The 16,976-nt window shown below is 57.7% G+C and carries 15 protein-coding genes; 7 read left to right on the top strand and 8 right to left on the bottom strand.

What is annotated here, in order from left to right:
• Nucleotides 1–122 precede the first annotated feature (122 nt).
• On the bottom strand, nucleotides 123–308 hold the full coding sequence (locus ACR0B3_RS03785; RefSeq protein WP_480808021.1) for an ArsR/SmtB family transcription factor: 186 nt from the start codon (nucleotides 306–308) through the stop codon (nucleotides 123–125).
• Nucleotides 309–367: 59 nt separating this feature from the next.
• Complete coding sequence (locus tag ACR0B3_RS03780) at nucleotides 368–2,194, bottom strand: extracellular solute-binding protein (protein WP_480807896.1); 1,827 nt, start codon at nucleotides 2,192–2,194, stop codon at nucleotides 368–370.
• Between the two features lie 292 nt (nucleotides 2,195–2,486).
• Between ACR0B3_RS03780 and ACR0B3_RS03775 the strand changes: the two genes are divergently transcribed.
• Together ACR0B3_RS03775 and ACR0B3_RS03770 are read left to right on the top strand one after the other, a co-directional pair.
• Nucleotides 2,487–3,260 (top strand): 3-hydroxybutyrate dehydrogenase, encoded by a 774-nt coding sequence (locus tag ACR0B3_RS03775; protein WP_480807895.1) that lies wholly within the window; start codon nucleotides 2,487–2,489, stop codon nucleotides 3,258–3,260.
• Nucleotides 3,261–3,323: 63 nt separating this feature from the next.
• Nucleotides 3,324–4,349 carry a patatin-like phospholipase family protein gene (locus ACR0B3_RS03770; protein WP_480807894.1) on the top strand — a complete coding sequence of 342 codons (1,026 nt, stop codon included), beginning with the start codon at nucleotides 3,324–3,326 and terminating at the stop codon, nucleotides 4,347–4,349.
• Here ACR0B3_RS03770 and ACR0B3_RS03765 read toward each other — a convergent pair whose 3' ends face one another.
• From ACR0B3_RS03765 to ACR0B3_RS03750, 4 genes are all read right to left on the bottom strand, one after another.
• A complete protein-coding gene (locus ACR0B3_RS03765; RefSeq protein ID WP_170683686.1) occupies nucleotides 4,350–5,027 on the bottom strand; it encodes a DUF502 domain-containing protein in 678 nt (225 codons plus the stop codon). It lies immediately after the preceding gene.
• A 64-nt stretch (nucleotides 5,028–5,091) separates the two neighbouring features.
• On the bottom strand, nucleotides 5,092–6,006 hold the full coding sequence (locus ACR0B3_RS03760) for a pseudouridine-5'-phosphate glycosidase (protein WP_480807893.1): 915 nt from the start codon (nucleotides 6,004–6,006) through the stop codon (nucleotides 5,092–5,094).
• On the bottom strand, nucleotides 6,003–6,896 hold the full coding sequence (locus tag ACR0B3_RS03755; protein ID WP_480807892.1) for a PfkB family carbohydrate kinase: 894 nt from the start codon (nucleotides 6,894–6,896) through the stop codon (nucleotides 6,003–6,005). The genes ACR0B3_RS03760 and ACR0B3_RS03755 overlap by 4 nt, the downstream gene beginning before the upstream one ends.
• Nucleotides 6,897–6,951: 55 nt before the next feature.
• Nucleotides 6,952–7,572: a thiamine phosphate synthase gene (locus ACR0B3_RS03750; protein WP_480807891.1), complete on the bottom strand. Its 621-nt coding sequence runs from the start codon at nucleotides 7,570–7,572 to the stop codon at nucleotides 6,952–6,954.
• Nucleotides 7,573–7,738: 166 nt separating this feature from the next.
• Here ACR0B3_RS03750 and ACR0B3_RS03745 point away from each other — a divergent pair, with 166 nt between their 5' ends.
• From ACR0B3_RS03745 to yghX, 4 genes are all read left to right on the top strand, one after another.
• A complete protein-coding gene (locus ACR0B3_RS03745; protein ID WP_480807890.1) occupies nucleotides 7,739–8,482 on the top strand; it encodes an RNA methyltransferase in 744 nt (247 codons plus the stop codon).
• Between the two features lie 60 nt (nucleotides 8,483–8,542).
• Nucleotides 8,543–9,688 (top strand): heme A synthase, encoded by a 1,146-nt coding sequence (ctaA, locus tag ACR0B3_RS03740; protein WP_480807889.1) that lies wholly within the window; start codon nucleotides 8,543–8,545, stop codon nucleotides 9,686–9,688.
• 4 nt (nucleotides 9,689–9,692) lie between these two features.
• A complete protein-coding gene (locus ACR0B3_RS03735; protein WP_480807888.1) occupies nucleotides 9,693–11,162 on the top strand; it encodes a carboxypeptidase M32 in 1,470 nt (489 codons plus the stop codon).
• Nucleotides 11,163–11,225: 63 nt separating this feature from the next.
• The gene (yghX, locus tag ACR0B3_RS03730) at nucleotides 11,226–12,122 is read left to right on the top strand and encodes a YghX family hydrolase (RefSeq protein ID WP_480807887.1); all 897 of its coding nucleotides are present in this window, start codon (nucleotides 11,226–11,228) and stop codon (nucleotides 12,120–12,122) included.
• Nucleotides 12,123–12,197: 75 nt separating this feature from the next.
• Here the strand turns inward: yghX and gyrA are convergent, their stop codons facing one another.
• Nucleotides 12,198–14,918 (bottom strand): DNA gyrase subunit A, encoded by a 2,721-nt coding sequence (gene gyrA / locus ACR0B3_RS03725; RefSeq protein WP_480807886.1) that lies wholly within the window; start codon nucleotides 14,916–14,918, stop codon nucleotides 12,198–12,200.
• Nucleotides 14,919–15,112: 194 nt separating this feature from the next.
• Between gyrA and ACR0B3_RS03720 the strand changes: the two genes are divergently transcribed.
• Entirely contained in the window at nucleotides 15,113–15,382 is a 270-nt protein-coding gene (locus tag ACR0B3_RS03720) for an usg protein (protein WP_039535770.1), read from the top strand.
• Nucleotides 15,383–15,391: 9 nt separating this feature from the next.
• On the opposite strand, the gene ACR0B3_RS03715 is transcribed toward ACR0B3_RS03720, so the two are convergent.
• A complete protein-coding gene (locus ACR0B3_RS03715) occupies nucleotides 15,392–16,966 on the bottom strand; it encodes a caspase family protein (RefSeq protein ID WP_480807885.1) in 1,575 nt (524 codons plus the stop codon).
• Nucleotides 16,967–16,976: the final 10 nt, after the last annotated feature.

The following is a 16,976-nucleotide window of genomic DNA, read 5'->3' as shown; positions in this document are numbered from 1 at the left end:
CGATCAGGACTGGTCATAACGGGGTCCTCGGAGGGTTGCAGCTACAAATCCGAACGATTCTGACAGCACCCGCCCAACAGCTCGTCGAACAGACCGCGCACCGCAAATAGGTTGGCTGTAAATTACAACGCAGTCCCGGTTGGGTTCTGCTGGATTAGCCTAGCGGATTTGAGCGCGTTCAGATGGGTCGAGGCAGTGTTCGGCTTTAACGCTAATGCCTCGGCGATATGGCCCGCAGCGACGGTATCGGGATAGCGACGCATCAACAGCCGGAACAAGCCCAGCCGTTTGGAATGCGAGAGGGCGATTAACCGATAATGAGTCTATATTTTCAGATTTCACTAAAAATGCAGACGCAGCAGGCTTTTCAATCCTGATACCACCAGACCTGAGGCATATATTCAGGTCCATCGCCATAGATCGGCAGGGTGTCTGGTTGCTTTAGCTCTTTGACATGGGCAATGCGGCCGACGTCAAAGCTCCAGATCGGGATGACATAGCGGCCTGCGGTCAGAACCCGATCCAGGGCGCGTGTTGCTGAAACAAAGTCTTCGTGGCTTTCCGAGGCCAGCATCGCATCGATTAACCCATTGACGGCGGGCGACGTCAGCCCCATCACGTTTCGCGTGCCCGGGGTATCGGCATTCTCACTGCCCCAATACAGGCGCTGTTCGTTGCCTGGCGAGAGTGACAGCGCCCGACGGAAAGGGGTCATGTCAAAGTCTTGTGCATCGATGCGCGAGGTATATTGCGCGTCATCCACTTTCTCGACCGTGAGCTTTATGCCCAGTCGTTCAAGCGCGCGGGCATAGATTTCCGCGATCACGCCGACATCCTGAACCACATTCAGGCTGCCTTGGCTGATGACCAGATCGATCTCAAACGGCTCGCCCTCTGCATTGCGAAGTTGGCCATCCTGTATGGTCCAACCAGCCTCTTCCAGCAATTTAAGAGCTTCGCGGATGCTGCGTCGATTACGCTCGGTTCCATCGCCTTGGGGTAATTCGTACCCTTCCAGGGTGCCGGGGGGCAGTTCGGCGGCATATGGTTCCAGCAGCTCTGCAACACGTCCTTGGGCCTGTCCGGGCTTCATGCCCAGCTCCGAGCCCGAGAAGTACGAGGTAATTCTGGGCTGCGCCCCGCCGGTGATGGTGTCGTTGATGAACTCAAAGTTAAACGCCAGTGTCAGCGCCTCGCGCACGCGCCAATCATCGAATGGGGCTTTGCGGGTGTTCATGACGAACCCAGTCATACCCGAAGGTTTTTGATGTGGGATTTCTGTTTTGACCACATCGCCACGCTGAACCGCCGGAAAGCCGTACTGGTTGTTCCATTTGTCCGCGTTGAATTCACGCACGGCCGACAACTCACCTGCCTTGAACGCCTCAAACGCGACGGTGCCGTCGCCGTAAAACTCTATCCGCATGTCATCCAGATTCATGGTACCCTTGCGATAGGGAATATCAGCGCCCCAATAGTCAGGGTTGCGACGCAGGTTCACGTAACGGCCAGCCTCATAGTCATCGATCACATATGGCCCTGATCCGATGGGTACATCGTGTAGCTGAGCGTCAGCGAACGACTTCCCCTCCCACTGTGCTTTTTGCAGGATCGGGCGCATTCCGGCGAGTAGCGCCAATTCGCGGTCAGGTTCGTTAAAGGTGATCCGGACGCTGCGCGGTCCGGTCTGTTCGATGCTATCGATCTTGCCCCAAAGCCCGCGATAACGCAGGTGACCCTCGGTACCCAGCGTCTCATATGACCAGATCACATCATCAACGGTGACGGGCGTGCCATCCGAGAATTTTGCCTCTTCGCGAAGGGTGAATTCGACCCAAGTCCGGTCCGGATCCGTCTCAACTGATTCGGCTAACAACCCGTAAAGAGTGAAAGGTTCGTCCCAGGACCGGCCCATAAGGCTTTCATGTGTCCAAAATCGCAACTGCCAGGGCGAGGTGCCTTTTTGCACAAATGGGTTCAAACTGTTATAGCCGCCGGTATTCCCAAAAACGACCTTGCCGCCTTTGGGCGCATCCGGGTTTGCGTAGGGCAGCGACACAAAATCCGGTGGTAGGGCCGGGTCGCCATACATAGCTATGCCATGGGCCGATTCTGCCGAGGCCAACGAGGCTGTAAGAATCGAAGCGATTCCCGCAATTGCGGGGCGAAGCGGGCGGAGATAATCGTGGCTCATTTTGGAAACAATCCTGCTCTGGCCTTATTTTGTTTGGGATTCACCGTAGCCATGATTTTTCCTGTTTTCAAACTTTTAGCTTGGACGGATGCAAAGAATTGCTTATAAAGGATGCACTGCTCGATAGGTTTCTTGCCTGTATGAAACCTGCCTCAATAACTTAACGCCCGCTTCGTGCGGGCGTTTTTTTTGGCAGAAACTGACGGGATACCTCTGGCTGATCATTCCCCGTTTCCTTTGCAGGTGCAGCATGGCACTGTGTCCGCGAAACGAAATCCATTGGGAGAGTGTCATGAGTCTGTCGGGCAAAACAGCCGTCATCACAGGGTCGAATTCAGGGATTGGGCTGGGCATCGCCCGTGAGCTGGCCAAAGCTGGTGCGGATGTTGTGCTGAACTCATTCACAGATCGGGATGAAGATCACGCGTTGGCCGCCGAGATCGGGCAAGAGACCGGCACGAACGCCCGCTACATCAAGGCGGACATGTCGAAGGGTGATGAATGCCGTGCACTGATCGAGCGGGCGGGCGCTTGCGACATTCTTGTAAATAATGCGGGTATTCAGCATGTCGCCCCGATCGATCAATTTCCGGTCGACAAATGGGACGCGATCATCGCGATTAACATGAACTCGACCTTCCATACGATGGCGGCCGCTTTGCCGCTCATGCGGTCAGCGGGTTGGGGGCGGGTGGTCAACATCGCTTCGGCCCATGGATTGACAGCTTCGCCCTTCAAAGCAGCCTATATCGCGGCCAAGCATGGCGTCGTTGGGATGACCAAGACCGTTGCGCTGGAAACGGCGCAAGAGCCGATCACTTGCAACGCCATCTGTCCGGGTTATGTGCTGACCCCGCTGGTAGAGGCGCAGATTCCCAACACAATGAAAGAATACAACATGAGCCGCGAGGATGTGGTGAAGAACATCCTGCTTGAGCGGCAGCCGTCGAAGGAATTTGCCACTGTTGAGCAACTGGGTGGCACGACGATCTTCTTGTGCTCGGACGCAGCGGCGCAGATCACGGGAACGACGATTTCTGTAGATGGGGGATGGACGGCCTTGTGAGGGATCATGGGGGCTCTGCCCCCATATCCCCGGGATATTTTGGCCAGATGAAGAGGCGGAACCATGAAACGGATCAATCTGGCTTTGCAAGGTGGTGGCGCTCATGGTGCGTTTACTTGGGGTGTTCTGGACCGTCTTCTGGATGAAGAGGATGTTGAGGTCGCGGCGATTACCGGGACCTCGGCCGGGGCGCTGAACGGTGCCGCCTTCAAATCAGGGATGGTCCATGCCGGGCGCGAAGGGGCTAGGGCCTGTCTCGATGGTTTGTGGAAGCGCATGGGGGCTGTTGGCGACATGCGCGTGGCTCATTGGATGCGAGGTATTGAGCCCGCCCACGTTACGCGGGCCATCGAGTATTCGTTGCCGTATTCAATGGCCGAGACATGGTCGCGACTGGTGTCGCCTTATGCTTATGGGCCATTCTATCGCAATCCGTTGGAGCCGGTTGTAGATCGGTTCAACTTTGCTGAGATTTGCGCAGATGAGGGGCCCGAGCTGTTCGTTTGCGCCACCTGTGTGCGAAGCGGTAAGATCCGGGTTTTTACCGGCGAGGAGATTTCGACCGACGCCATCTTGGCTTCGGCCTGTCTGCCCAACCTGTTTCAGGCGGTCGAGATTCATGACCCGAAATCGGGCCGCACCGAGGCTTATTGGGATGGGGGCTATACCGGTAACCCCGCGCTTTATCCTTTATTTGGTGGTGATCTGCCCGATGACGTCGTGATCGTGAACATCAATCCGTTGGAGCGCGATGAGGTTCCTAAAACGCCCCAGCAGATTCAAAACCGGATCAACGAGATCAGCTTTAACTCGTCCCTGTTTCGCGAATTGCGGGCAATCAATTTTGTTCAGCGCTTGCTGGCAGATGGTAAATTGAAGGCGGGTGAGATGAGCCGGGTGCTGGTGCACATGATCGCAGATGATGAGCTGATGAATGATCTGTCTGCTGCGACCAAGATAGTACCCAATCCGGTAGTGCTGAACCGGTTGAAACAAGCTGGCCGCAGCGCTGCAGATCAGTTTCTAAGTGCTCATAAAGACGATCTGGGTGCGCGCAGCACTGTTGATCTTCCAGAAATGTTTGGCTGACTACTCGGGCGGTTGGGTCGGATCTTTATCGTTCGGATAGACCAGACCAGCCGAAATCACCAGTTTGGCGGCATCCTCGATAGACATATCAAGAAGGATCACGTCTTCGGCGGGGAAGAACAGCAGGAACCCGGATGTGGGGTTTGGTGTCGTCGGGACGAACACGCTCAGCAACTCGCCCCCGGTTTCTGCGCGCTGGCTGACTTCGCCGCGGGCAGTTGTTGAGACGAAGCCAATCGCCCAAATGCCGCGGCGCGGGTACTGGATCAGACAGGCTTTTTCAAAAGACCGTTCGGTTTGTGCAAACACCGTTTCCGAGATTTGCTTGATCCCCGAATAGACCGAGCGAACCACGGGCATGCGGTCGACGAGGCTTTCGGCGAGTTGGATCAGCGAGCGGCCCAGAATACCCTTTGCAATCCAGCCAACGATGATGGTGAACAGCAAGAAGATGACAACACCGACACCGCGCAGATTGACGCCGACATATTCTGACGGCTGAAACCTTTGCGGGATCAGCGGCAGGACCGCGCTATCGATCCACCCCACAACCGACCAGATCAGCCATATCGTCAGCCAAACAGGTGCGATGACGACTATGCCCGTCAGAAAAGACGCCCGCAATCGCGAGAACAGGCCCGGGCGCCGGTGGGGTTCTTCGTCAAACGGTGTGTTCATTACGGTCCTGAGTGGTTTGCGAATTTAGGTAAGCAGTCTGAGGCCTTGGTGCAATAGGGCTTTGTTACTGGGCCGAATTTACCAATTCACGTGCGATGGCGGCAGCCAGACGCGCGTTGTTGCGCACAAGGGCGATGTTGGCGGTCAGGGAACGGCCCCCGGTTCGCTCAAAGATGCGCTGCAGCAAATAAGGGGTAACACCTTTGCCTGTGATGCGATGGGTCTCGGCGTCTGCCTGGGCAGAGGCGATGATTGGGGCCAGTTCCTCAGCCGGGATCTGATCGTCCTGCGGGATGGGATTTGCCACCAGCTGGCCACCTGGCAAGCCCAGCGCGCGGCGAGTGGCGTGGGCTTTGGCGATATCTGCCGCCTTATCCATACGCAAAGGCGCAGCGAGCGGAGATTTGGCGGACCAGAACGCCGGAAACTCATCCTGCCCATGCGCAATGACAGGCACGCCCAGTGTTTCCAGAACCTCCAGCGTTTTGGCGAGGTCGAGGATAGCTTTGGCGCCCGCCGCAACCACGGTGACCGGTGTTTGGGCCAGCTCGTGCAAGTCGGCAGAGATATCGAATGAGGTTTCGGCCCCTTGATGAACCCCGCCGATGCCACCGGTGGCAAAAACCTCGATTCCGGCATAATGCGCCGCAATCATAGTGGCCGCGACTGTTGTAGCCCCGGTACCACCCGTAGCAAGACATGCGGCCATGTCGGCGCGCGACAGTTTTGCGACGCCCTGCGCCTGGCCAAGCGCGCTCAGTTGCTCGGCTTCCAAACCGATGTTCAACACACCGTCAATGACCGCGATCGTGGCCGGAACTGCACCTGCATCCCTGATGTCTTGTTCGACCTGCGCCGCGACCTCTATGTTCTGGGGATAGGGCATGCCGTGGGTGATGATGGTGCTTTCCAACGCCACGATGGGCTGGCCTGCATCCTTCGCGGTGCGGACCTCGGCGGAGTAGTGAAGGTTGATCACAGTGGGGTTTCTCCGGAAACATAAGTTGCAGCGGCATGCAGGGCGCGGGTGAGGGCCGCTTCATTTTCTGCGCCATTCGCCTCGGCGGCGATGTGGGCCGCCATGAAGGTATCCCCGGCACCGGTCACGCGGGTGACCAGAACCGAAGGGGGAGTTTGGGTAAGGACGCCGTTGGCATCCCCGACAGAGGCTGAGTTGCCGCCATCCGTCACCAGAACACGTAGTGCGCCACGGTCCAGTAGACCTTTGGCGGCGCTTTCGGAATCAGTGAACTCGCGTTGACAGAGCAGACCGGCTTCTTCGAGGTTTACATAAAGCGTGGCGCGTGCGTGTTTGAGGAAAGGAAGCAGCCGCTCGGCCTTGCCGGGAGAGGCGGGTGCGACGCGCAGGTCAGCCTTTGCGAAGGCGGGGCTTTGGGCGATCTCTTCCAGCAGCGTCAGCGTCAGGTTGCCATCCAGCGCGATGGGACCTTCGAAGGGCGTATTTTCATAGCCCAGAGGCCCGTGCATCAAAGGGCGCAGGATCTTGGCTCCGGCAGCTTCAAGCGAATGCGCGTCCGCGATGGCGGCGATCAGTCCATTTGCACCCTCTACCGCCATGTACCGGTCGGTGGGCAAGTCCTGCGAGCGATAGATGTGGTCGGTGACCATCCCCAAGCGTGCACAGGACCGGACCAGCTCGTCACCTTCGGGGTCGCGGCCAATGGCCGTCAGCAGCGTAGGGGTCATGCCAAACCGCACAAGGGTCATGGCGATGTTCATGGCGACGCCGCCCGGCAGGCGGGTAATTCGGCCCGGCACATCCGAGCCCTGCCGCATGGCGCTGGCCGAGCGTCCGATCACGTCCCAAAGGACCGAACCAATACACAGGATTTCGCTGTTTGTGTTCATGCCTCGTGTCATGCCGCAGCCCCGGCGCGGGCGCAAGGGTTAACGACCCGAGGGATCAGCCCATTGCAGCAATCAGGGAGTTCAACGCATCCAGCGGATTATCCTGCGACCAGATTTCGTCTCCGATGCCAAAGAAATCGGTGCATGGTGCAAGGTTTCTAACCAGATCTGGTGTCAGCCCACCTTCGGCCACAACAGGGACTTCGATCATCTCGGACCACCATTGGAACAGGTCTTTTTCGGCCAGTGTGCCGTCGCCTAACGTGGCAGAGCCAACCGGGCCGAAAGCGACATAATCCGCACCGTTCTCACCCGCTGACATGCCATCATGGCTGGAGGCTCCGCAGAAGCTGCCGACAATTGCGTCTGCACCCAATTCCTTGCGGGCCGCGCGGATCGATCGAGAACCGTCGTCCAGATGAACACCGTCCAGCCCCAGTCGCTGCGCCAACAGCACATGTTTGGAAATCACGATGGCCACGTCACGCGCATGGGCCACTTCGCGGCAAGCATCGGCGGCGCGAGAAATCGTGTCTTCGTCGCTTCCCGCAAGGGCAAGGCGAATGCAGGCAATGTCAGCCCCGTCCAGCACGCGGCCCAATTGGTCGGGGAATGAGCTCAGCGCGATGGTCGGAGGCGTGATCAGGTAAATCTGCGGCTGCTCGGGGGTGTCCATGGCGCGTCCTTCGGGTTTGTCTTCTTTCGCGCGGTTTAGCGGATTGCGCGGGGGAAGCAAACTTTTATGCCTGCCAAGCTGGGATTTGGGAACAGAAGCCGACGGGGCGACTTGCTCTTGATCCAAGCCGGCAGTAGAGCAAGCCAAGTTTTTTTCGGAGTAAGCCATGCCCAGCGATACGTCCCAACCCTCCTTTGTTCTGGTGCGCCCACAAATGGGTGAGAACATCGGTGCCGCTGCGCGGGCGATGTGGAATTTCGGGTTGGATCGGATGCGGATCGTCGCGCCCAGAGACGGATGGCCCAATCCCAAAGCCGTCGCAATGTCCAGCGGCGCCGGGCGGCTTTTGGATGAGGCGCAACTTTTTGACGATTTGGCGGGCGCTTTGGAGGATACAACCTTTGTCTTTGCCACCACAGCGCGACAGCGCGGTTTGACTAAACCGGTCTACAGCCCCGAACGCGCGATGCAGATCGCGGCAGAGAAGGTGGCGGCCGGAGAGAAAGTCGCCGTGCTGTTTGGCCCGGAACGGGCAGGGCTTGAGAATGAAGATATCGCCAAGGCCAATGCCATCATCTCTGTGCCGGTGAATCCCGAATACGCCTCGTTGAACCTTGGACAATGCGTTCTGCTAACAGCCTATGAATGGATGCGCCAAACCGGGGACGTTGTTCACGAAGCCACCGATCTGGGCAAAGGGGACTGGGCGACAGGGATCGAGGTTGAAAAACTGGTCGAGCATTATGAGGACAGGCTGGAAGAGGCGGGGTTCTTCTATCCCACTGAAAAGGCCGAAGGGATGAAGACCAATCTGCGCAATTTGTGGTCGCGAATGCGGATGACGCGCGCTGACGTGCAAATGCTGCATGGGATCATGCGTCAGATGGTCCGCTGGAAGGATAAGGGCTAAGGCTGGACCTCGGTCAGCCAACGCCCTAGCTTGCGACGAAATCAAGGATATGAGGCCAGCATGAGCGGCAAGCGCAGCATCTTCGAAGAGGTTTCGGGAGACCAGAAACAGGAAGCGGTTCAGCCCGGCATGATCGATCGCGGGCGCGGTGGCGCACGTAGTGCGATCCGTGTCTGGCTGATGATCCTGTTTGCGCTTGTGGTCATCATGATCGCCGTCGGGGGCCTGACTCGCCTGACCGATAGTGGGCTCTCGATCACCGAATGGCGTCCGATTACCGGGGCCATCCCGCCTATGAATGAGGCCGACTGGCAATCTGAATTCGACAAATACAAAGAAATTGACCAATGGCGCATCCAGAACCAGTGGATGGAGCTGGATGATTTCAAAACCATCTATTGGTGGGAATGGGGCCACCGTCAGCTTGGTCGGGTTATTGGCCTCGTCTGGGCGGTTGGTTTCTTTGGCTTCCTTGCAGCACGCAAGATCCCAACCGGGTGGACCGGCAAGCTGCTGATCCCCGGCCTGCTGGGCGGCGTTCAGGGCGCTGTGGGCTGGTGGATGGTCGCCTCGGGCGTCACGCAGGGCGAGGGGATGACCGCCGTCGCCAGCTATCGTCTGGCCGTGCATCTGGGTCTGGCCTTCGTGATCCTAGGCTTCCTCGGCTGGTATATCTTTGAACTTGGCCGCGAGGAACGCGACCTGATGCAGGCGCGCCGCGCGAAAGAGGCGAAACTGTTCTCTCTCTCAACCGGCCTGTTGCATTTCACCTTTTTGCAAATACTCGTCGGCGCGATGGTCGCCGGAATAGACGCCGGCCGATCCTATACCGATTGGCCCCTGATCGGCGGCCAACTCCTGCCGCCCGACGCCGCCGCGTTAGAACCAATGTGGCGTAACTTCTTTGAAAGCCCCGGTTTGGTGCAATTCATCCACCGCTGTGCCGGCTATCTGCTGCTCATCTTCGGCTTTGTCGTCTGGCGGCGCGGGCAAGCCAGCGCGCATTCGCAAACGCGTTTCGCTTTCAATGCAGCCTTTGCGGCTCTGTCGCTTCAGGTGGTCGTGGGCATCGTCGCCGTGGTCTACGCGGCCCCGTGGCAGATCGCTATTTTCCACCAATTCATGGCCGTCGTTGTCTGGACCTTGGTCCTGCGCGCTCGGTTCCTGACCGCTTATCCCATTGCAACATCTGTGCGCGGAGTTTGACCCTATGACTGCATTCAATGACCTGATGGCTTTTCAGCGCGAAACTTCCGCTCTGGGCCAGATTGCGGGGCGGCTGGGCTGGGATCAGGAAACAGTCATGCCACGTGGGGCAGCCGCGCAGCGCGCTGAAGAGATGGCCGCGATCGAAGCAGTGTTGCATGCGCGCCGCTCTGATCCACGCGTTGCGGACTGGTTGGAGCAAGCCGCGCCGCAGGATGAGGTCGGCAAGGCGCAACTGCGCGAAATTCGCCGTGCCTACGACCGGGCGGTCAAGGTGCCTGCGGATCTGGCCACCGCGATTGCCCGCGTCACATCCGCAGCGCAGGGCAAATGGGCGCAGGCACGGGCCGACGAGGATGTCGCCGCCTTTTTGCCGGTGCTGGAAGAGGTTGTTTCGCTGAAGCGTCAGGAAGGCGAGGCGCTGGCGCAAGGCGGCAACGTCTACGATGCCATGGTCGAGGATTACGAGCCCTATACAACCGGTGCCCAGATCGCCGCCATCTTTGATGAGATGCGCCCGCGTCTGGTCGCTCTGCGCGCCGCAGTTCTGGATCGCCCAGAACCTGCAGCGTTGACCGGCAGTTTTGATGAACTGACCCAAATGCGCCTGTCGCAAAAGCTGGCCGTCACGTTTGGATATGACTTGAACAACGGGCGTGTCGATAAGGCGGTGCATCCGTTCAGTTCGGGCAGCGGTCTCGACGTGCGCATTACCACTCGCACCAGCGAGACCGACCCGTTCAACTGTTTCTATTCCACCATTCATGAGGTCGGCCACGCCGCCTATGAGCAAGGCATCGACCAAGATTATCTGCTGACCCCTTTGGGCTGCGGCGTGTCGATGGGTGTGCATGAAAGCCAAAGCCGTATCTACGAAAATCAGCTAGGCCGCTCGCGTGCTTTCACCGGTTGGTTGTTCGACCAAATGAAAGAGGCATTCGGCGATTTCGGGATCACGGATGCAGATGCCTTCTATGCAACCGTCAACCGTGTTCACAATGGCTATATCCGTACCGAAGCGGACGAGGTGCAATACAACCTCCACATCATGCTGCGCTTTGACCTTGAGCGCGCCTTAATGGCCGGAGACCTACAGGTCAATGATTTGGAGGTTGCGTGGAATGACCGGTTCAAGGCCGACTTCGGCTATGCCGTCGACAAACCCTCGAACGGTTGTTTGCAAGACGTGCATTGGTCGGTCGGCCTGTTCGGCTATTTCCCAACCTATTCGTTGGGGAATGTCTATGCAGGTTGCCTCTATCAGGCGCTTCGGACTGCCGTGCCCGGGCTCAATACACAACTGGCCGACGGCGACACGTCAGACGCAACCCGCTGGTTGCGCGAGAATGTTCAGCAATATGGCGGACTTTATGCTCCGCGTGAGGTGATTGAACGGGCAAGCGGCGTTGCTCCTGGGCCTGAACCGCTGCTGCGCTATCTGGAGGCCAAGTTCGGCGCACTATACGATTTGTGAGTTCCCGGATGGGTCCGGTCGGGTTAGCATCGATGCACCGACACCATCGCCTGGGAGGCTACGATGACCGGAAACGCCCGCAAGAAAGCCAGTGATTTTGATCCCCGGATCCTCGAGATTTTCGACGGATATGTGCATGGCACCATGTCCAAACGCGAGTTTATCTCGAGGGCCGCGAAATATACCGCTGCCGGAATAACCGGCGCTATGATCCTTGATCAGTTGCAGCCCAATTACGGCTGGGCGCAGCAGGTTGCTCCGGATGATCCAGACATTGAGACAATGGTTGTCGAGTTTGATAGCCCGGATGGCCACACTGATACCAGCGGGCTAATGGCGATTCCGGCAAACGCCGAAGGCGAGCTGCCCGCAGTGTTGGTCGTGCACGAAAATCGCGGCCTCAACCCGTACATCGAAGATGTAGTGCGTCGTGCGGCCAAAGCCGGTTTTCTGGCCTTCGGTCCCGATGGGTTGTCACCGCTGGGTGGATATCCCGGCACCGATGAGGAAGGGCGCGAGATGCAGCGCTCGATGGATCGGGAAAAACTGATGGCGGATTTCTTTGCTGCGTATGAGTTCCTGCGCGATCACGACCTGTCGACTGGTAAGATCGGAGCGGTCGGGTTCTGCTATGGCGGTGGTGTCTGCAACGCTTTGGCCGTCGCCTTTCCCGATCTCGCGGCTTCGGTCCCGTTTTACGGACGCCAGCCTCCTGCCGAGGATGTGCCGTCGATCGTGGCACCGTTGATGATTCACTACGCAGGATTGGACGAGCGTATCAATGCCGGGTGGCCTGCTTATTCAGACGCGCTGAAGGCCAATCAAAAGAAATTCAGTGTGCATTTCTACCCGGATGTGAATCATGGTTTTCACAATGATACGACACCCAGATATGACGAGGCCGCGGCCAATCTAGCCTGGTCCCGGACGATTGCGTTTTTTAACAATTATCTGACTTGAACAGGCATTGCCTAAAATCAAAGGCCCCCGCCGAGAGGTTCGGCGGGGGCCTTTCTGTTTAGGCCGGATTGTGCGCTATTCCTCGTCTTCCGCGCCCTGATCCGCGATCCACGCAACGCTGACCACTTCCTCACCCTTGCCAGTGTTGAACACTTTCACACCGCCGGCCGAACGGGATCGGAAGGAGATCCCATCCACAGGTACGCGGATCGATTGTCCTTTTGAGGTCGCCAGCATGATCTGGTCGTCAATCTCAACCGGGAATGAGGCCACAAGCTCTCCGCCGCGCATGGCTTTGTCCATCGCGGCCACGCCCATGCCGCCGCGTCCGCGAACCGGGTAATCGTGGCTGGAGCTCAGCTTGCCCGCTCCGCCAGACGTGATCGTGAGGATCAGGTTTTCAGCGGCTGACATCTGGGCATAGCGTTCCTGTGTGATGACGCCGGGGGTCGCTTCATCCTCATCACCCTCACCGTCATCGGCAATTCCCGCCACGGCGCGGCGCATTTTGAGGTAGGCGGCACGCTCATCCGGTCCGGCCTCAAAATGGCGGATCACGGACATAGACACCACGCGATCTCCGTTGGTAAGTTTGATGCCACGCACACCGGTGGATTCGCGCGAGTTGAACACGCGCACATCGGTGGTACGGAAGCGGATCGCGCGGCCCGAATTGGTCACCAGCATCACATCTTCGTCTTCCGAGCAGATGCGGGCGTTTACCAGTTCCACACCCTCGGGCAGTTTCATCGCGATCTTGCCGTTGCGGCGGACATTGGTGAAGTCCGACAGGCGGTTACGGCGTACGTCACCGGCGCTAGTGGCAAAGACGATCTGCAGGTTTTCCCACTCTTCGTCCGGCACATCCACCGGCATGATTGCCGCGATGGATACGCCTGTCGGAATCGGCAGGATGTTGACGATGGCTTTGCCCTTGCCGGTTCGGCCCGATTGGGGCAGGCGCCAGGTCTTGAGCTTGTAGACCATCCCATCGGTCGTGAAAAACAGCAGTTGTGTGTGGGTGTTGGCCACGAAGAGGTTGGTCACAACATCCTCTTCTTTGGTCTGCATCCCTGACAGGCCCTTGCCGCCGCGTTTTTGCGCCCGGAAATCGGCCAACGGAGTACGTTTGATGTACCCGCCCGAAGTGACGGTCACGACCATATCCTCGCGCTCGATCAGGTCCTCGTCTTCCATGTCGCCTGACCAGTCGACGATCTCGGTACGACGGTCGACTGCGAATTGTTCACGGACACTGCGCAGCTCATCTGCGATGATGCCCATGATCCGCTCGCGTGAGGACAGAATATCGAGATATTCCTTGATCTTGGCTGCCAGTTCTTCCAGCTCGTCCGTGACCTCTTTGACACCCAGTTGGGTCAGTCGCTGCAGGCGCAGGTCGAGGATTGCGCGGGCCTGAACCTCAGTCAGGTTGTAGGTGCCGTCGTCGTTCATCTTGGACAGAGGATCGTCGATCAGACGCAGATACCCTTCGATTTCGGCGGCGGGCCAACGACGCGTCATCAGCTTTTCACGTGCCTCAGCCGCATCGGCGGAGGAACGGATCGTGGCAACCACTTCGTCCACGTTCGACACGGCCACGGCCAGACCACACAGGATGTGGCTACGCTCGCGGGCCTTGCGCAGATCAAACGCGGTGCGGCGCGCAACAACATCTTCGCGGAAGTCGATGAAGGATGTCAGGAACCGGCGCAGAGTCAGTTGCTCGGGCCGTCCGCCATTTAGGGCCAGCATGTTGCAGCCAAAGGACGTCTGCATCGGGGAGAAACGATAAAGCTGGTTCAGCACCACCTCAGGCGTTGCATCACGTTTCAATTCGACAACCACGCGCACGCCATTCCGGTCGGATTCGTCCTGAACGTGGGCCACGCCTTCGATCCGCTTTTCACGCACCGCCTCGGCAATCTTTTCGATCATCGACGCTTTGTTTACCTGATACGGGATCTCATCCACAACGATAGCATAGCGGTCTTTGCGCAGTTCCTCGACACGGGTCTTGGCCCGGATGATGACGCTGCCGCGACCTTCCAGATAGGCTTTGCGCGCACCGGATCGGCCCAGCATTACGCCTCCAGTCGGGAAGTCGGGGCCGGGTACGTATTCGATCAACTGCTCAGAGGTCAGGTCCGGGTCGTCGATCAATGCCAGAGTTGCGTCTACCACTTCGCCCAGGTTATGCGGCGGAATGTTGGTCGCCATACCGACGGCAATACCACCGGCACCATTGACGAGCATATTAGGGAAACGCGCGGGCAGGACCGTAGGCTCTTTGTCTTTGCCGTCATAGTTGTCCTGAAAATCGACCGTCTCTTTTTCGATATCGGCTAGCAGTGACGCGGCGGGTTTGTCCATCCGCACTTCGGTATACCGCATGGCCGCCGGGTTATCGCCGTCCATCGAGCCAAAGTTGCCCTGACCATCCAGCAGAGGCAGCGACATCGAGAAATCCTGCGCCATCCGCACCAGCGCGTCATAGATCGCGCTGTCACCGTGCGGGTGATACTTACCCATTACATCGCCGACCGGACGCGCCGATTTACGGTACGCCTTGTCATGGGTGTTCCCGGTCTCATGCATCGCGTAGAGGATGCGCCGGTGCACGGGCTTCAATCCATCACGCAGATCGGGGATCGCACGGCTGACGATGACCGACATGGCATAGTCCAGATAGGACGTGCGCATTTCGGATTCGATTGAGACCGTCGGGCCGTCATAAACAGGGCGCTCCGGTGGGGTTTCGTCCATGTTTTCAGGGATTTCTGGCGTATCGCTCACGTAGGCTGCCCGTGTCTTGTTCTTGATCTATATCTTGTGGATGCACCTTATCAGACCCGGCATATAAGGTGCAAGCAAGCAACCGTTCCCCAACCAATTTAGGTCGGTAACATCAGAGTAACATATTGTTATCTAAGTATTAGGAGAGTTCCGTGTTACCCTGAGGGGACCTTGCAACAAGTTTGGAGGTCTGCATGGCGCAAAGTGAAACGGAACTCATGCTTAAGGGGTACGGGCTGACCACGGCGGAATTCTTCTACCATATGCCCGACTATATTCACGTTCTGAATACGTTCATCTGGCAGGATTACGACCTCGCTCCGGATCATCCGAAGCTGTTCGAGTTCGTTGAATTCTGGCAGAAAGAAATTGAAGGGCCATTGCACTCGGTCCGGTTTACACACCGCAAGATGATCGCACCCGGAGAGTGGCGGAACATGGTGGGTGAGTTTCGGGTGAACTAAGGCGCGAAATTAACCAACGCGCCAGGCGTAAACCGAGCATCCGGTCGAACCGGAACTGGTAAAGCTGTTGCCATCTTCTGCCAGACGTCCACGCCATTTGACCGTAATACCGGGGAAATAGTCGGTTCCGGTCAGTTGCTGATCATTCAGATATACCTCGGTATTTGCATTTTGACCCAGTGAGTCTGATAAATGACCCGAAAATTTGTTCGCGCCCGATTTAATGTAGTTGACCGAGCCGGTCACTTTAACCACCAGCGCACAGGTCGCTTTGTACCGCCAATTCCCCACAAGAGACTGGCCATTTGCAGCAGATTGCGTCGAGGCGGGGGCGATGGCCTTGCAGATTGTGCCATTTTTACCTTCCAGCTCTTCCAGTGCATGTCTGGTCCCCAGATCATCCGGCCCCAATTGAGAGGCACTGGCCGTAAGGTAGTTTGCGAAAGCACGCTTGGTTCTGGGCCCGGCGATGCCATCCGCACCACCTGCGCTGCATCCCAGCGCGTTGAGAGCAGCCTGCGTTGATCGCATCACCTGAATGTCGTCTGTTACAACCAGAATATCATTTGCGATGACAGGGGTTTCGCGGCTCCGGGGGCTTTGATCTGTGTCAGTTGGCGAAGTGTTGGCGAGTGCAAGACTGTCACGTATCTGCAGGGCGACCTTGTAGCTGTAAACATCTGACTGGTCGGAGTATTTATCGAGAAACGTATCGAATGCCTCGATTGTTCCAACAGAACGTGCCAAATTCAGATCAGCGCGAATATCGGCGTTCTCTACCGATGCGAAGTTTGTTTGTTGCGGGTCCAGTACCGCGGGGGTGAAGTAGAACTCCCCCAACAATTCATCGTAATAGGCCGGTATCTGGTCATGTTGGACGGTGCGCGACAGATCCCGCACTTCGGTTCGAAGCCCTGCAACCATGCTGCGTAGTTCCAAACCCGGTTCGGACAGACGGGGTAGCAGTGCGCGGGTAAAGACCGAGTTCTGCGCGGCGTCATCATCGCTTAGCCGATCCAGCGCCATCTGACCGGCCCCGGCAGAGAATATGACGAACATACCCTGTGGTGCATTGATCCGGCCAAGACCGCGTGTTCCACCAATGCTGCGTCCGTTGTTTGATTTGAACGGGTTGTCGCGGCACGCGTCAATGATGGCGATTGAGGTCCGTGCTCCGGTCGCGCGGACCCGATCCAACAGGTCAGACAGGGCGATAGACTCGGATTTGATGAAATCAGACTGACCGGCCTTCGGGGTCTCGATATCGGTCGGCAACAGATAGTTCTCGCCGTCGATTTCCACGCCATGGCCGGCAAAAAAGACAAAGGCGGTATCACCTGCTTCCAATTGGGCAGTGAATTCAGAAATGCGCTGGTTCATTCCGCGCCGGTCAAGATTTACGCCCTGAAAGGTTTCAAACCCCAAGCCCTGAAGCTTTTGGGACACAGCTTCCGCATCGGCGACCGCTTTTTGCAAATCAATGACCGAGTCGTAGTCGTCATTTCCGATGACAAGCGCCAGCCTGTCTTGTGCCCAAAGCGGGGCAGCGAGGACCAGGAAGCAAATACCAAACAACCATTTCATTAGAACGGCC

It is taken from the genome of Ruegeria sp. CE9, from assembly GCF_056537425.1.
This window is presented reverse-complemented; position numbering and strand designations above follow the sequence as displayed.

Coding starts and splice junctions, on each gene's coding strand:
- ACR0B3_RS03780 (WP_480807896.1), bottom strand. CDS start 2,194: ATGAGCCACGATTATCTCCGCCCGCTTCGCCCCGCAATTGCGGGAATC.
- ACR0B3_RS03775 (WP_480807895.1), top strand. CDS start 2,487: ATGAGTCTGTCGGGCAAAACAGCCGTCATCACAGGGTCGAATTCAGGG.
- ACR0B3_RS03770 (WP_480807894.1), top strand. CDS start 3,324: ATGAAACGGATCAATCTGGCTTTGCAAGGTGGTGGCGCTCATGGTGCG.
- ACR0B3_RS03765 (WP_170683686.1), bottom strand. CDS start 5,027: ATGAACACACCGTTTGACGAAGAACCCCACCGGCGCCCGGGCCTGTTC.
- ACR0B3_RS03755 (WP_480807892.1), bottom strand. CDS start 6,896: ATGAACACAAACAGCGAAATCCTGTGTATTGGTTCGGTCCTTTGGGAC.
- ACR0B3_RS03750 (WP_480807891.1), bottom strand. CDS start 7,572: ATGGACACCCCCGAGCAGCCGCAGATTTACCTGATCACGCCTCCGACC.
- ACR0B3_RS03745 (WP_480807890.1), top strand. CDS start 7,739: ATGCCCAGCGATACGTCCCAACCCTCCTTTGTTCTGGTGCGCCCACAA.
- ctaA (WP_480807889.1), top strand. CDS start 8,543: ATGAGCGGCAAGCGCAGCATCTTCGAAGAGGTTTCGGGAGACCAGAAA.
- ACR0B3_RS03735 (WP_480807888.1), top strand. CDS start 9,693: ATGACTGCATTCAATGACCTGATGGCTTTTCAGCGCGAAACTTCCGCT.
- yghX (WP_480807887.1), top strand. CDS start 11,226: ATGACCGGAAACGCCCGCAAGAAAGCCAGTGATTTTGATCCCCGGATC.
- ACR0B3_RS03720 (WP_039535770.1), top strand. CDS start 15,113: ATGGCGCAAAGTGAAACGGAACTCATGCTTAAGGGGTACGGGCTGACC.
- ACR0B3_RS03715 (WP_480807885.1), bottom strand. CDS start 16,966: ATGAAATGGTTGTTTGGTATTTGCTTCCTGGTCCTCGCTGCCCCGCTT.